Genomic DNA, 15,257 nt, shown 5'->3' on the forward strand with positions numbered 1-15,257 from the left:
TTAAATCGTTTATTTAACCTTTGAAAGAACTTGGTGATAATGTAAAAAAATAAAGTTAAAAATTGTGTTCTTGTAATTTATATGTAAATGGGTTGTTGACCTTGTGCATAAATTAAGCTTAAGATGTTAAATAACAGACAGGTTTTAATGCTGATATTTGCCTGTTTAGTTAAATAAAAAATATAATAACACCTTAGGGAGAATTTAATGTTGAACAATAAAGTTTCAAAAGCAGTTCGCTTAGCGATCGCTTTTGGTGCAGCATCTACAGCTGCTTTCTCAGCAAGTGCATTTGCTGCAGAAGAAGAAAATGCAGAAAAAGTAGAACGCATTGAAGTAACAGGTTCACGTATATTACGTGAAGGTGCAATTTCACCATCACCGGTAACTGTAATTACAGGTGAGGATTTGGTTAGCACTGGTGCGATGAATATCGGTGAAGTATTAAATAAACTGCCAGCCTTAGCGACTACTTATTCACTTGCAAACTCTGGTCGTTTTATCGGCACTGCGGGTATTAGCTTACTAGATTTACGCGGTATGGGCAGTGCTCGTACTCTGGTACTTGTTGATGGTAAGCGCCATGTTGCAAGTGCTCCAGGTACATCTTCGGTTGATACGAATACAATTCCTAGCTCTTGGATTGAGAAAGTAGAGATTATTACTGGTGGTGCATCGGCTGTTTATGGTGCCGATGCGGTAACGGGTGTAGTTAACTTTATATTAAAAAAAGATGTTACAGGTTTTAATGTATCAGCAACAAAAGGCTTTGCTGATAATAGCTCATATCAAAATGAAAAATTCACTGTCTCTTATGGCCAAGACTTTGCAGAAGGGCGTGGTAATGCCGCTTTCTCTTTAGAGTACAACGCACAAGACTCATTAAATGCGCTTGATAACCCATGGACTGCAACATCCTACGCATCACTACCTTATGAAGTAGTAACAGGTCAAGCTCGCCCTGACGATCAACTCGATAGTGAAGAATACCCAGATAAAATCGTAATGCCAAATGCTGGTTACTACCTAATTTCTAATCAAGGTACTGTATGGAACCCGTTTACTGGTGGGATTATGGGCAAGTTCAATGGTGATAGTACCCTTGGTGATGTCTATAGTGGTCCGATTGCAGATGGCTCTTTTTGTGCGAGTCCGGGTTGTGATTTCATTAATCTACGTCAATATTCAGAGATACAGCCTAAATTTGATCGTATTAATTTTAATTTTAAAACAAATTATGATGTTACAGACGAGCTAAACGCATACTTCCAAGCTAAATACTCTAAAACAGAGGGCGAGAATGTAGGCCAACCGTTCTTCCGTTTTTACTCTGGTGCAAACCTGATACAACGCGACAACGCATTTTTAACACCTGATGTTGCACAATTAATGGATGATAATGATTTGCCATTTATTGGTGTGAACAAAATGTTTAACGATATAGGTCGTCGTCTTGAAGAAAATACTCGTGAAACAACTCGGTTTGTAGCAGGTATTCAGGGTTATATCAGTGATGACTGGGCAATGGATATCTCTTTAGTGCATGGTAAGTCAGAAATTGAACGTATTAACGGTGCAAACGTTATTATGGATAATTATGCTAATGCGATTGACGCTGTGTTTGATGACAATAACAATATTGTATGTCGTGACGCAGCAGCTCGAGCTGATGGATGTGTTGCTGCAAATATAATGGGTGATGGAGCAATTAGCCAAGAAGCTATTGACTATGTGACAACGACTTCAATTGGTACATCAGAAATCAAGCAAACAGTTTTTAATGCAACATTTAGTAATTCGGCAATTTATGAACTACCAGCGGGTATGGTTGGTTTTGCTGGTGGTGTTGAGTACCGTGATGAGACAAGTGTGACGATTGAAGATGCTTTTGCTAAAACTGGGGCTACATTCTTTAATGCACTTGGTGAAACGGATGGTGGTTATGATGTAACAGAAGCTTTCTTCGAACTATCAGTGCCACTGATTGAAGATGTATTTCTAATAGATACATTAGTATTTGATACCGCGGTTCGTTACGCTGATTACTCTACTATTGGCGATGCAACAAGCTGGAAGTTAGGTCTTGATTGGACTATTACACCAGAATTACGCGCTCGCTTTACCTTATCTGAAGCAATGCGTGCGCCTAATATCGACGAGTTATTTTCTGGTCAAAGTCAGTCTTTCGCAGGTGTTGACGATAGCTGTAAAGTTTCAGAGCTTGCACAATTAAGTGATGCAGGCCGAGCTATTCGCGAATCTAACTGTGCTGCTTTAGGTGTTCCAGCTGACTTTGATTCAAATTATGATAGTGCAACGCTAGAGACATTAGTTGGTGGTAATCCAGACCTACAACCAGAAGAATCTAGATCTATTACCGCTGGTATTGTGTACCAACCTGAGTGGTTAGAGGGTTTCAGTGTAACTGCCGATTACTGGGAAATTGATATTGATGACACAATCAGTGGCATTGGTTTCCAAACAATTATCGATCGTTGTGTAGATTCTCCAACCGGTATTGATAACCAGTTCTGTAAACTAATTACGCGTGACCCTAATACTAGTGAAATTACACTTCTAAAAGGTTTTGCGCTTAACATTGCACGCAGTCTTAACTCGGGTGTTGACTTTGAGTTTGGCTATGACTTCGACGCTTTAGGTGGTAGCTTCGGTACTAGCTTTATTGGTACTTATTTGATTGAAGCAAAAGACTTTCCATTCTCAGCTGAGCCAGAAAATTACACTGATTATGAAGGTGTTTTAGGTGATGAGACATGGCAGGGTAGTATCTCAGTTGATTATACATATGAAAACCTTGTTGTAGATTTCAGCACTCGCTTTATTAATGGTGTTGAGTTATACGATCATAAATCAATCGAAACAAACCCGAATCCTTCAAATCAAATGCGTTACGGTTCATACTTTATAACTGATGCTTCAGTCGCTTATAAATTTGATAGCGGAGTAGGTTTTAAGTTAGGTGTTGATAACTTATTCAATCGTGGATTACCGGGCTCAACAACCGGTACGGGCGCAGGTTCAGCGATTTATGATAATATCGGTCGTTTTGCCTACCTACAAGCTACATACAAATTCTAAAGCTACTAATTATTAGTATAAAAATTTTATACTAATAAAGTTCCTTAGAATTGCTGGTAAGCTCAGTAAATAATTAAATACCCTTAATGATGTTGATTAAGGGTTTTTTTTTATATTTATACATAATATAGTGCTCTAAATTTATAAATAGTTTCAAAGTTAGCTGATTATTTATGAATATAAATATTAAAACGAATGTGAAATAGAGCTGTCTTTCTAAAAATTAACCATTGATTAGATTAAGAATTCTTACCTTTGATGACCTACACCCTCAGACCCTACCAGAGCGAGGCGGTTGAACGCACCGTTTTACACTTTAGAAAAACTAACGAACCTGCCGTTATTGTGTTGCCTACGGGGGCGGGTAAAAGTTTAGTGATAGCTGAGCTTGCACGTATTGCTAAACAAAAAATATTGGTGTTGGCGCACGTAAAAGAATTAGTTGAGCAAAATGCTCAAAAGTATAAAAGCTTTGGTCTTGAGGCAAGTATATTTTCAGCCGGATTAAAAGAGAAGTCGTTAACCCATCAGGTCACTTTTGCGAGTGTGCAGTCGTTATCGCGTAATTTAGACAAACTTAATGAGCACTACTCATTACTCATTATTGATGAGTGTCACAGAGTGAATGGCGAAAAGAAAAGCCAATACGGTAAGGTTATTAATGCACTTAAATCTCACAACCCTGAATTAAAAGTATTAGGCTTAACAGCAACGCCTTACCGCCTTGGATTAGGCTGGATTTATCATCATCATTACCATGGGTTTGTAAGAGGCAATAAAGAGAGTCCATTCAAACACTGTATTTTTGAATTACCTTTGCGCTATATGATTAAGCATAACTATTTAACGCCCCCTAAAGAGGTTGATGCTGCAATTAGCCATTATGACTTTTCATCTTTAACTAGCAATGCATTTGGGCAATATAGCAATGAGGACATGAATGCGCTGTTAAAGAAATCGACCCGTGCAACTCAAACAATTTTACAACAGGTTATACAATACAGTGAAAATCGTTACGGCGTGATGATTTTTGCAGCTACGGTTATGCATGCACAAGAGATAATGACTTATCTAACAAAGGATCACAGTGCGCTGATCACGGGGGATACGCCGAATAGCGAACGCGATAAAATAATAAAGCAGTTCAAAGCTAAACAGTTAAAATATTTAGTAAATATATCAGTACTGACGACGGGTTTTGATGCACCTCATGTTGATTTTATTGCTATTTTACGCCCCACGGAGTCGGTAAGTTTATACCAGCAAATTGTCGGTCGAGGCTTGAGGTTGGCTGAGGGTAAAGATGATTGTTTAGTGATTGACTATGCGGGTAATGGCTTTGACTTATTCTACCCAGAAGTGGGAGATAAAAAAGGCGATAGCGATAATGAACCCGTGCAAGTCCTGTGTCCTGGGTGTGGCTTTGCCAATATATTTTGGGGAAAAACAGATGCTGATGGCAAAGTAATCGAGCACTTCGGCAGGCGTTGTAAAGGTTTGCTAGAAGATGATAACGGTTTAAGCGAGCAATGCGATTACCGCTTTCGTTTTAAAGAGTGTGAGCAGTGCGGCGCACAAAATGATATTGCTGCCCGAAAATGCCATGACTGTGGTGCTGTGATGGCCGATCCTGATGATAAACTACGTAATGCGTTAAACCTTAAAGATGCATTAGTACTTCGTTGTAGTGGCTTGAGTGTGACTAAACTTAAAGTGCAATTGTTAAAAATTACTTATTTTGATGAAGACGGAGCCAGTTGTGATGAAATTTTTGATTTATCAAACAAAGGTGCTCGGTATTACTTTAATCAGCAGTTTGGTAAGCGTGTAAGTCAGGGCCAATCCCCGATTGAATTTGTCAGTGCAGAGCAAGCTATGAAAGCGCAGTTTGATTTAATACCACCGGATTTTGTGATTGCGCGAAAAAGTAAAAAATATGGCTGGAAAGTAGCAGATAAACTTTTTGATTATAAAGGCAGCTTCAGAAAAGCAAACCAGCTAAGTCGATAGACTAAGCTGGATATCATTCATCATTTAAATTAGGGATTATGCCTCTTCTGCGTCTAATCCCCAACCATCACCATAGCCATTAAAGCTGTTCGCTATGCTTTCAATGTATTGTTCTGCTTGGCCTAACAGTGCATGTTCAGGCACCATTTGTACATGGGCAATTACTTCCCAAACGCCGGTATCTTTGCATTTTTCAACATCAGCAGTTTGCACTAATGCATCGTTTACAATCTCAGTTGCAAATTTTTCGGCATCAACCTGTTGTTCAAATAAAATGTAAAAATCAATTTGTTGCATTTTACTTAAATCTACACCAGCGGCGGAAATTTCAGCAAGTAGCTGGCCATTGTCATCATCAGGGAATTGCATTAAAAAACTCATTAATTTTATTTTGTACTCGTTATAGCTATTGTAACCAAAATAAACCGTTAACGCGTACTAAATTTTGACTGCATCTTTGAGTGTTAATTGCGATTAAGTTAATGTTAGGCTCATTGTGGCTATGGTAGTATATCTCTGTTTAGCGGTTTATTTTATGGATACCACAGTAAGGATATTTACTTGTTCAATCAGCTTTTAAAGTTTTTTTGTTTTTTTTGCTTATTAGTAAGCCTGTCTTCTATTGCCTCTGAAAATATAATTGAAGATTATGAAATTAAAGGGATCAGTGGCGACTTAGAAAATAACGTTGCACTTTATTTAAAACAACTTGTTGGTGAAAAACCAACCCGTACACTTCGTCGGTATGCAAAAACGCAAGTTGAGAACAGTATCAAAGCCTTAGGTTATTACAGTCCAGTAGTAAATATTGATTTTGATAAAGACGAGCGCGAACTTGTTGTAAATATAGAGCGAGGCCCAGCCACACGTATTGAGTCACTTAATATAACTATTAATGGTGAAGCAAAACAGGATCCGTTCGTTCAAAAAACGATTGAAGATCTTAATTTAAAACAAGGTGATATTTTAAATCATGGGGTTTATAGCAGCGCGCATAAAAAAATAGAGTCAGTGTTGCTAGAGTATGGATATTTCGATGCAAAATGGCCTGTTAGAAAATTTGAAGTATCACTAAAAAAACACAGCGCAACCATTACTTTTACTATTGATAGCGGAGTTCGTTATCAATTTGGTGATATTTTAATTGCCAGAAATACTCCAGCCGAAAAATATATCCGCTCTTTGGCGCCATTTAAAATGGGTCAGTCGTACAAAGCATCCTATATTGCCGATTATAATCTTGATTTATCAAGTACCCCTTATTTTAAGAGCGTGCGTGTTTACGCCGATATTACAGCGAGAAAAAACAAGCAAGTTCCTATAAAAGTGGATGTGTTACATAAACCAGAAAATAGTTATGAAATTGGTGGTGGCTTTAGTACAGATTTAGGGCCGAAAGTACGTTTTAAATGGAGTAAACCATGGATCACCGATAACGGGCACTATCTTGAAAGCAATTTAAATGTTTCTCAAAAACAGCAAGATATTTCCATGGCTTACACCGTGCCGGTGAATGATCCGAACGATGATTTATGGCGCTTTTCTGTCGGTTATAAGTTGGAAGATGAATTAACCAATGAAACCTACAGTGAAATACTAACAGGTCAGTTACAGCGCCAGTGGTTAACTGAGCATAAATGGGTACGAACGGCTTTTTTAAGGCGTGAGCAAGAAACCTACCGCATAGGGGATGACGAAGAAAAAACAAGTGAAATGTTAATGCCTGGGATCAGTTATGCGCGTAAACAATCAAAGGGTGGCACCACACCTTATTGGGGGGAGCAGTGGTCTATTTCAGCTGAGTTTGGACTCGATAGCGTACTCTCAAGTACCAATTTGGTTAGAGTTCAATTACAGCATGCTTGGTTACGTACTTACCTTGACCGCCATCTGATCTTTTTAAAAGCAAACGTGGGCGCAATGATTGTTAATGATATAAATAACGTGCCATTTTCTTTGCGATTTTATGCCGGTGGCGATCAAAGTGTCAGGGGTTTTGCTTATCAGTCGATTTCTCCGCAAAACGAGCAGGGTGAGCGTATTGGTGGTAAATATTTATTAGCGAGTACCGTTGAATACAACTACCAATTTGCTAAAAATTGGCGAGCTGCGCTGTTTGTTGATGGGGGGACCGCAACCAATGATTTTTCAGAACAATTTGAAGTAGGTGCAGGATTTGGTTTTCGTTATTTAACACCGGTTGGTCCGATAAGAGTTGATCACGCGTGGGGGCTCACAAAAGAAAGTAAAAGTACCCGTTTAAGTATTACCATAGGGCCTGAAATTTAATGTCAGTATTTAAAAAAGTAACGGCGATAGTTAGCGCCGTTTTAGCAACGCTGTTAGTTACACTGTTTTGCGTTTTGTTTACCGCCCCTGGTAATCAATTGCTTGCTTATACAGCGAATAAATTGGTTGATGGCTTAACCATTGAAATAAAAAATGGCCGATTTTTATACAATGACGCATTTAACTTACAGTTTGACCAAAATGGCGTAAGCGTTAATGCACAGCAACTAAAGATAGATTTATTTTGGTGGCAATGTGATGGTATTTGTATTGATAATTTAAGCGCTAAGTCGATTAAATTAACCTTGCCAAAAAGCGCTGAGAATAAAGACGATACGCCAACCGAAGCATTAGAAAAAATAACCTTACCCTTTAATATTGCATTAAAAAATCTAGCTATTGATGAATTTATTTTAAATCATTCAAGTGCAAATGTAACACTTAACACTCTGCAATTGTCGGCAAAGGCTGAAGGGTCTGATGTTACAATTAAACGCTTGACCATTCCTCGTATTAATGTGGTATTAAAAGAGCAAACCGCAGCTCAACAAGCAGCGGCTAATCAACAAACAACAACGGCTATTAAGAAATTACCAGCTTTACCCAATATCGATTTTATCTCGCCACTTAACATCAATGTTGAGCAGTTCAATATCACCAACGTGACAATAAATCAGGGCGAGCAACACTATTCAATTGATGATATTGCCCTGCAAATGAGCGTAGAAGATGCCACTATTAAGGTACAGTCACTATCGGCAGGTTATCAGCAGTGGCAGTTAAATACTCAGCTTGATGCAACACTGGAAGGGGCTATGCCTATTAACGGCAACATTAGCTTAAAAGGGAATGAACACGGAGCTACTCTTGATATAAATGGTGATCTAGCCAAGCTTAACATTGCGCTTGATACCACAGGATTATTTCCTTTAAATTTGAGAGCAACAGCCAACCTCAAACAGAAAAATTATCCCTTTAGTGTTAATGGCAAAATTAATCAATGGCTTATTAATACACAAAATAATGAGCTAAAGGTTAAAAAGATCAATTTAAGTGCCCAAGGTAATGCTAACGACTATCAATTAAGTTTAACGGGTAATACTCAGCTAGATGCTTATCCAAGTGTAGATTTAAATGCTCAGCTAAAAGGCACACTAACCAACGCGACGCTTGAAACGCTTGCTTTAAAAACTAACGATAGCGCTGCGAATATTCAAGCACAGCTTGATTGGCAACAGGGAATTAAAGCGGACTTTACCGGCGTTTTATCAAATTTAAAAGCGCAATACTTAACCGATGCCCTAACCAGTGATGTTTCAGGGACGTTTAAAGGCGTATTTAACGCTCAAGCCGATACCTGGCAGCTACAAATGAACAATACTAAGCTAGCTGGCTTTTTAAACAACATTCCCTTAGAGTTTGCTGCAAACTTTAAGTTAGATAATCAATTAAAAGCGGATATCGATAGTTTTTATTTAAGTAGTGGTGCTAACAAGTTAACTTTGAATGGGCAGGTAGATGATACATGGCAAGTTGACGGTGATATTACACTTAATAGTGATGAGCAGGCTAACCTTCCTTTTATTGCTAACGGTAAAGCGGATTTAAAAGTACGCGGCAATAGATTAACCCCTTCGGTTAACTTAGCCGTCATACTAGAGCGTTTTATTTTTAATGAGATAAACATTAATAAACTTGCTATAAAATCTCAACTAGATACGGCCGCTGATTGGCAAACTGATCTCAGTGTTAATGTTGCATCTGCACTGGTCGCTGGGCAGCAAATTAATAATATAAACATAGCTGCCAGTGGTGATAAAACAGATCATCAACTTAGCGCGTCGATTGATGCCGAAAAAGGCGCGGTGGAACTTGAGCTTAATGGCAAAATGAAAAATGCCATTTGGAATGGTGAGCTAAGTGACATAACCCTTAGTGATAAAAAGCTGAGTTTTAATAATACTAAAAAAATATCCGTTATGGTGAATACACAAAACGGGGATTTTAATGTGAGTGCTCATTGTTGGCAATCAGCTCAAAGTAAGTTGTGTATAGATACCTTGTCGCAAACAAAAGCGCTAGGGCAGTTTAATGCAAAGCTTGCTAACCTCTCACTTGCAGAGCTTAAGCACTTATTACCAGATAATATTCGCACACGCGGAGACTTAACAGGTGATTTTGCTGCTAATTGGCAGTCAGGTGCACTTAAAACACTCAGAGCTAATGTAAATTCTAATGGATTAAATGCAGTGCTAACCTCAGAAGAGGATCGATTTAAACTCCCAATAGAAACACTCAGTATTCGTGCTTTTTCAGATTCGCAAGTTGGTAAAATTAAAGCTAACTTGGCATCCAGTGTGCTAGGTAAAATAGCTACCGATATAAATATTGACGACATTCAAAACACACAAACACTCTCTGGTAACGTTAATATAGATAAAATTTTACTCTCAGACATTCAGCCATTTTTAGATACGCTTGAGCAACTTAAAGGGGCAATCAGCGGACAGGTTACATTAGCAGGAACGCTCAAAGATCCTCAGTTAGATGGTGAGCTTAAGATAGCAGACATTAATTTAGAGGGAGAGCAATTACCCGTTGCACTTAAAGACTCTAATATACATATTTTATTTAATAAAACCACGGCAACGATTAAAGGTAACTTAAGTGATCCTCAAGGCGGGCAAGTTAAACTTACCGGTGATGTTGATTGGCAAGGTGAGCAACCCGCGGTTAATGTTGCAGTTGTTGGCAATGAGTTTTTTGTTAGAGCGCAGCAGGGTGTGATATTTAAAGTATCACCCGATCTAAAAATCGGCATAGCAGATAACGCGCTTAACCTTGTTGGTGAAGTGGTTGTACCTTATGGGCGTATAGAAATTGAAGAGTTGCCCGAGGGCGCAGTGCAAGTAAGCGATGATGAAATAATTATTGATCAAAAAACACAAGAGGCTAAAAAAGTCCCTTTTGATTACGATATAGACTTAAAAGTAACAGTAAAAAATGATGTAAAAGTCGAATCGTTTGGACTCAAGTCTAAAGTAACTGGTGATTTAGCGCTTAAAATGAGCCAAGGTACGCCAATTATTGCAACCGGAGAGCTTAATTTAATAGAAGGGACGTATTTAGCCTTCGGGCAAGACTTGATAATTAGAACAGGGCAAGTAGGTTTTAGTGGCGCAATCGACAAACCGTATCTCAACATTAAAGCGATTCGTAACCCAGATAATACCGCTGATGGTGTGATTGCCGGGGTGACTTTAACCGGCAGTGTTGAGCAACCTACGTTAAAAGTATTTTCTGAGCCTGCGATGGATCAAGCCCAAGCCTTAGCCTATTTACTCAATGGGCAACCATTAGGAGAGGGCGACAGCTCTACAGATGCTATGTTAACTCAGTTATTACTTTCTCAAGGTGTGAGTCGCAGTGAGGGAGTGGTTTCTAAGGTGGGTGAAACCTTTGGTTTATCTGATGTAAGCTTAAGCTCTAAAGGCAGTGGTGAGCAAACAAAAGTAGAGATATCAGGTTATATAGCCCCAAGCTTACAGGTTAAGTACAGTGTCGGGGTATTCGACTCACTCAGTGAAGTGGCTGTGCGCTACCAGTTACTCTCTAAACTATACATAGAAATAACCAGTGGCTTATACCAAAACGTAGACATACTGTATAAGTTTGATTGGGACTAGGGTCTGTTGACCTTTGCGGATTAAAATTTGTTCAAACTAGGGGCGGTTTAATCGCGGCGCGAGGTTTGTAACCTAGTGGGCTAAGTAAAAACCGAGTAACAAAGAGTAAATTGCCCCTAGGCAGAACCCGAAGGGCAGCGCCTGTTTGGCATTGATGCTGCGTTATCGCCTATTTATGGGGAATAAGCACACCACATAGGCTCTGCCTTGCCTAAATACCAAACAGGCTGCTGCAAATTTAACCTTGAAAGGTCAACAGACCCTAATAGATAACAATAAAAAAGGAAAGGTATGAAAAAGTGTGTAGTGACCCTTTTAGTGTCGGCCTTGTTAGGTGGGTGTGCCCAGCAAAGTACTCAATCATCAGCCTCATCGGCTAAAAAGCTAACAAGCAGTGAGATTATTGCGGCGGCTAAAGATGATGAATGGCGATGGGTCGAATCAGAGAATATTCTAAAGTTAACCCTGCCCACAGGCGCCGCATATATTGAGCTTAACCCCAAACTTGCGCCTAAACACACTGCGAATATTAAAAAACTGGCAAGACAAGGCTTTTATCAAGGTACTCACATTTACCGTTTTGTTGAAGGGTTTGTAGCTCAAGGTGGCGATAGTACGGGTAAAAAGTTAGCCAAAACTAAACATAGCACGGTGCCAGCGGAATTTTATTTAACCACCACTGAGCCACTTTCAATAACCGAGATGGGCAGTGATGGTTATGCACCCGTAACGGGGTTTTTAGGTGGCTTTGCGGTTGCACAAAACCAAGCGCATACACAAACGTGGCAAGTCCATTGTCATGGCATATTTGCAATGGCGCGCGATAACGATATAAACAGTGCCAGCAGTGAGTTTTTTGTCACCATAGGTCAAGGGCCGCGTTATTTAGACAAAAATATTACCGTGTTTGGTCGGGTGCTTAAAGGCATGGCACATTTTCATCAGCTAGCGCGAACGCCAACTGAGAATACCGAGTTTAACCCCATTACAGATCTACAAGTATTAGCGGATGTAGCAGACGATAGCAGTCAATTTAAAGTAATGAAAACAGACTCTGATTCATTCAAACAATTAATTATTGCTAGGGGTAACCGCAGCGAGGAATGGTTTGCGTACAGCCATAATTATATTGATGTGTGTGGCATGGCGGTGCCAACTAAGCAACTTAATGACTAAAAAAGGAGCCTCAGGCTCCTTTTTTGTTAAGGTAACGCGACACTTATTGTCGGTTTATTTTTACCGCAAATGGGGTTTCGTTATAATGTGTTGAGCGATATGGGTTTATATCAAGCCCACCACGGCGCGTATAACGAGCGTATACTTCAAGTTTTTTAATATGGAGTTGAGTGGTTAAGTCGCTGTAAATACGTTCCACACATTGCTCATGAAACTCATTGTGAGTTCTAAATGAAATTAAATAGCGTAATAATGACTCACGACAAACTTGCTCACCGGTATAGCGAATAATAATACTCGCCCAATCCGGTTGTGAAGTAATTAAACAGTTAGACTTAAGCAAGTGGCTATGCAAAGTTTCGGTGACTATTTTATTGCTTTGTGATTTAAGTGAATGGGCATCAATATGGTAGTTATCTATCTCAATATCTAACTCATCTATACACTCACCTGGCAGTGGTGTGCAAGGAATACAATTGTAGTCATCAGCGCTGTATAAGGTTACCTTTACAGGGCTGTTTACCGCATTGGATAAGTCGTCAATTAAATGTTGTTTAACAATTTCAATACTCCCAAAACGGCTTTGATTAAAGCTGTTTAAATAAAGCTTAAACGACTTTGATTCAATAATATGACTACTTTGACATTCGAAAGTAAACAATGCCACCGCAACTTGAGGCTTACCTTTAGTATTTAACCAAGACAGTTCGTAACCTGTCCATATGTCTTGGCCTTTAAACGGCAGCGCAGTTTCATCAATACTTAATGAATCACGATTAAGCTTGCGAGCAATAGGAAAAAGCAAGCTGGGCGTGTATTGATCGACATACTCAGTAGATTGACCAAGTACGCTGCCTTTAAGATCAGGAGAATTGCTGTAATCTGTCATGTTTGCTCTTAAATAGTTACAATGGGGGCATTATATATAAATTAAATGAGTTTCACAGTATGTCTGTTGCAATGCAATTAGCTCAACTTCACGAAAAATTTAGCCAACAAACGATTACTAATACACAAAAGCGCCCATTAATCGTCCACGATGAGCAATGGCCAAGCCCATGTGAAATAGGTAGCGCCGATGAACATGGTATGATCCAATGGCAAGCGATAGTTAGAGAGCCTTCAGGTTCATTAACCGATCTCGCTAACGCATTGGAGCTTGAGTTTCCAGAGGCGTTGAGTCAATTTTATGGTCATATGTTTGCTGGCAGTGTTGTAGCCAATATTGACGGACATCAAGTGGAATTATTACAAGCATGGAATGAAGATGATTTTGACCTACTGCAACAAAATATCACCGGTCATGTTTTAATGAAACGTAAACTCAAACAAGCGCCAAGTGTATTTATTGGGTTAACCGACCAAGACGATTTGCTTGTTACCGTATTAGTAGAAACAGGTGAGGTGTGCCTAGAGTATGTAGGTAAAAAACCACATCATGTACTTGCCAAAAACCTCAGTGAATTTATAGCATCGTTGACAGTATAATTATAAGGTAGTTTTAAGGTGTGATGTTTTTAGACATAGCACCTTAAGTGTGGGATTTATTGAAAATCCCACGAAATATTAGAGACTATACCACACGGTTCACACCTAAAATCAAACAAGCCAAACCAAGGCTCGGGTAATTTCCATTCACCATGGCAACTCGGGCATTTACGCTCAAGTTCAGAGGCTTTATCAACCCCCCCCACACGGTATAAATAATAGTAAACAGGCTTTTTAGTTAAAAAACTAATCCGTTTAGTTATATCTTTACCACGGCGGTATAAATCACTTTGGGTGCTGGCTATTTCTTCAAGCGCTGGAAATTCACAGCGTGTTGCACCATTAATTTGAATTTGATCGCACGCTTGCCAATCTTCTTGCCATTTAATTAGTGTTTTATAGTCACCATTAGCAATCGCAGGAATATTAAATAGCGGCACGGGTAAAAAGTCATCGCCACAATACAGTGGGCTACATGTATGCACATAGGTGGTATATAAAATATAGCTTGATGGCTCTTTACAGCCATCGGCACCATTGGAGTGAATATCTTGGCCGATGACCTTTACTTTGGGAGCAAGCAAACCAGCGCCATGAAGCTTTTCAACACTGTGTTTAACAAACGCACTGTTATTAAGTGGGTGCATGGAGTCTTCGGTCGGGCACATTACACGAGTAATAAAATAGCCATCTTTTAAAACCGTTGGAAATTCCTCTCCAATGATTTGGCCATTAAAGCGTAATGCATTCACTAAGCGGTTTATTGCCTGCTCGGCTTGCTCTAGGGTTGTGTCTTGGTAGCAATCAAATGTTAAATCAACAACAAACATTTATAGTCTCAAATTATTTTTGCTCTAGCAAAGCAAGTAATCGGTCAAGTTTTTGCTCAATTCTATCTAACTGAGTGTTTTTAGGATCTGAGTTACTTGCTTGCTCGGGTGTTTTCATTAAATTATAAATTGAATCGGGATTATTTTTATATTGACTCACTGCCGCAATAATAACCGGCATAGGAAGTGGTTTTACTAAACGGCTTTTAGTTAGTGCAACAGTGGGGACTTTGCCTTCATCAAGAAGGACTTTAATAGCTTCAAATACAGCAGCATTCATTCGATTTATAACTCTTTAATAAAGTAAGCTCGCAACATGGAAGTTGCGAGCAGGTATGGTAACAATAAAGTGGCTCAGACACATTAAAATGTGCGATTTAATTATTTTGACGAAGGCGAGAGTCGAGTTCGTCAATTACCTCACTCCAATCGCCATCAACCGCCAGCGATTCAGCAATAAAGTGTTGTTGGGCTTCATCCCAAAAGGGAGCATCTTGCAATAATGTGGTATCCGAAATGGCATGCGATGCAATAAACGCATCTATTTCTGCTTCTGTATTAGGTAACCCTAATTGTGCGAACAATGTATTTATGTCGTGCTTAGTCGTATCCATAATCGTGCTCCTTAATGAATTAATACTTAATACTTATTAACTCTAGGGGGGAATGATATATCTAG

11 protein-coding genes are annotated in these 15,257 nt (G+C 39.2%); 6 read left to right on the forward strand and 5 right to left on the reverse strand.

Translation table 11 applies throughout. The features are described 5' to 3' along the window. Window positions 1–207: 207 nt before the first annotated feature. The gene (locus tag ND6B_RS06525; protein ID WP_028834069.1) at window positions 208–3,099 is read left to right on the forward strand and encodes a TonB-dependent receptor domain-containing protein; all 2,892 of its coding nucleotides are present in this window, start codon (window positions 208–210) and stop codon (window positions 3,097–3,099) included. 258 nt (window positions 3,100–3,357) lie between these two features. Then, on the forward strand, window positions 3,358–5,109 hold the full coding sequence (locus ND6B_RS06520; RefSeq protein WP_033103786.1) for a DEAD/DEAH box helicase: 1,752 nt from the start codon (window positions 3,358–3,360) through the stop codon (window positions 5,107–5,109). A 36-nt stretch (window positions 5,110–5,145) separates the two neighbouring features. Here the strand turns inward: ND6B_RS06520 and ND6B_RS06515 are convergent, their stop codons facing one another. After that, a complete protein-coding gene (locus tag ND6B_RS06515; protein ID WP_008109396.1) occupies window positions 5,146–5,478 on the reverse strand; it encodes a ribonuclease E inhibitor RraB in 333 nt (110 codons plus the stop codon). A 192-nt stretch (window positions 5,479–5,670) separates the two neighbouring features. Between ND6B_RS06515 and ND6B_RS06510 the strand changes: the two genes are divergently transcribed. The 3 genes from ND6B_RS06510 to ND6B_RS06500 all read left to right on the forward strand — a co-directional run bounded on the left by ND6B_RS06510 (window position 5,671) and on the right by ND6B_RS06500 (window position 12,260). Continuing rightward, window positions 5,671–7,398 (forward strand): autotransporter assembly complex protein TamA, encoded by a 1,728-nt coding sequence (locus ND6B_RS06510; RefSeq protein ID WP_033103787.1) that lies wholly within the window; start codon window positions 5,671–5,673, stop codon window positions 7,396–7,398. Continuing rightward, window positions 7,398–11,084: an autotransporter assembly complex protein TamB gene (gene tamB / locus ND6B_RS06505; protein ID WP_033103788.1), complete on the forward strand. Its 3,687-nt coding sequence runs from the start codon at window positions 7,398–7,400 to the stop codon at window positions 11,082–11,084. Before ND6B_RS06510 ends, tamB begins: the two co-directional genes overlap by 1 nt. A gap of 291 nt (window positions 11,085–11,375) precedes the next feature. Further along, on the forward strand, window positions 11,376–12,260 hold the full coding sequence (locus ND6B_RS06500) for a peptidylprolyl isomerase (protein WP_033103789.1): 885 nt from the start codon (window positions 11,376–11,378) through the stop codon (window positions 12,258–12,260). A gap of 43 nt (window positions 12,261–12,303) precedes the next feature. Here ND6B_RS06500 and queF read toward each other — a convergent pair whose 3' ends face one another. After that, on the reverse strand, window positions 12,304–13,149 hold the full coding sequence (gene queF, locus ND6B_RS06495; RefSeq protein WP_013465371.1) for an NADPH-dependent 7-cyano-7-deazaguanine reductase QueF: 846 nt from the start codon (window positions 13,147–13,149) through the stop codon (window positions 12,304–12,306). A 59-nt stretch (window positions 13,150–13,208) separates the two neighbouring features. Here queF and syd point away from each other — a divergent pair, with 59 nt between their 5' ends. Next, window positions 13,209–13,748 carry a SecY-interacting protein gene (syd, locus tag ND6B_RS06490; protein WP_013465370.1) on the forward strand — a complete coding sequence of 180 codons (540 nt, stop codon included), beginning with the start codon at window positions 13,209–13,211 and terminating at the stop codon, window positions 13,746–13,748. A gap of 56 nt (window positions 13,749–13,804) precedes the next feature. On the opposite strand, the gene ND6B_RS06485 is transcribed toward syd, so the two are convergent. The 3 genes from ND6B_RS06485 to ND6B_RS06475 all read right to left on the reverse strand — a co-directional run bounded on the left by ND6B_RS06485 (window position 13,805) and on the right by ND6B_RS06475 (window position 15,192). Then, window positions 13,805–14,578 carry a Zn-ribbon-containing protein gene (locus tag ND6B_RS06485; protein ID WP_033103790.1) on the reverse strand — a complete coding sequence of 258 codons (774 nt, stop codon included), beginning with the start codon at window positions 14,576–14,578 and terminating at the stop codon, window positions 13,805–13,807. A gap of 13 nt (window positions 14,579–14,591) precedes the next feature. Then, window positions 14,592–14,858: a hypothetical protein gene (locus tag ND6B_RS06480; RefSeq protein ID WP_024601586.1), complete on the reverse strand. Its 267-nt coding sequence runs from the start codon at window positions 14,856–14,858 to the stop codon at window positions 14,592–14,594. A 97-nt stretch (window positions 14,859–14,955) separates the two neighbouring features. Continuing rightward, window positions 14,956–15,192 (reverse strand): DUF2789 domain-containing protein, encoded by a 237-nt coding sequence (locus tag ND6B_RS06475; RefSeq protein ID WP_013465367.1) that lies wholly within the window; start codon window positions 15,190–15,192, stop codon window positions 14,956–14,958. Window positions 15,193–15,257: the final 65 nt, after the last annotated feature.

Source organism: Pseudoalteromonas sp. ND6B, assembly GCF_000764215.1.
GTDB classification, from domain to species: Bacteria; Pseudomonadota; Gammaproteobacteria; order Enterobacterales; family Alteromonadaceae; genus Pseudoalteromonas; species Pseudoalteromonas tetraodonis.

Bases quoted from the DNA above. Each gene is read 5' to 3' on its own strand.
- ND6B_RS06525 (WP_028834069.1), top strand. From the start codon at position 208: ATGTTGAACAATAAAGTTTCAAAAGCAGTTCGCTTAGCGATCGCTTTT.
- ND6B_RS06520 (WP_033103786.1), top strand. From the start codon at position 3,358: ATGACCTACACCCTCAGACCCTACCAGAGCGAGGCGGTTGAACGCACC.
- ND6B_RS06515 (WP_008109396.1), bottom strand. From the start codon at position 5,478: ATGCAATTCCCTGATGATGACAATGGCCAGCTACTTGCTGAAATTTCC.
- tamB (WP_033103788.1), top strand. From the start codon at position 7,398: ATGTCAGTATTTAAAAAAGTAACGGCGATAGTTAGCGCCGTTTTAGCA.
- ND6B_RS06500 (WP_033103789.1), top strand. From the start codon at position 11,376: ATGAAAAAGTGTGTAGTGACCCTTTTAGTGTCGGCCTTGTTAGGTGGG.
- queF (WP_013465371.1), bottom strand. From the start codon at position 13,149: ATGACAGATTACAGCAATTCTCCTGATCTTAAAGGCAGCGTACTTGGT.
- syd (WP_013465370.1), top strand. From the start codon at position 13,209: ATGTCTGTTGCAATGCAATTAGCTCAACTTCACGAAAAATTTAGCCAA.
- ND6B_RS06485 (WP_033103790.1), bottom strand. From the start codon at position 14,578: ATGTTTGTTGTTGATTTAACATTTGATTGCTACCAAGACACAACCCTA.
- ND6B_RS06480 (WP_024601586.1), bottom strand. From the start codon at position 14,858: ATGAATGCTGCTGTATTTGAAGCTATTAAAGTCCTTCTTGATGAAGGC.
- ND6B_RS06475 (WP_013465367.1), bottom strand. From the start codon at position 15,192: ATGGATACGACTAAGCACGACATAAATACATTGTTCGCACAATTAGGG.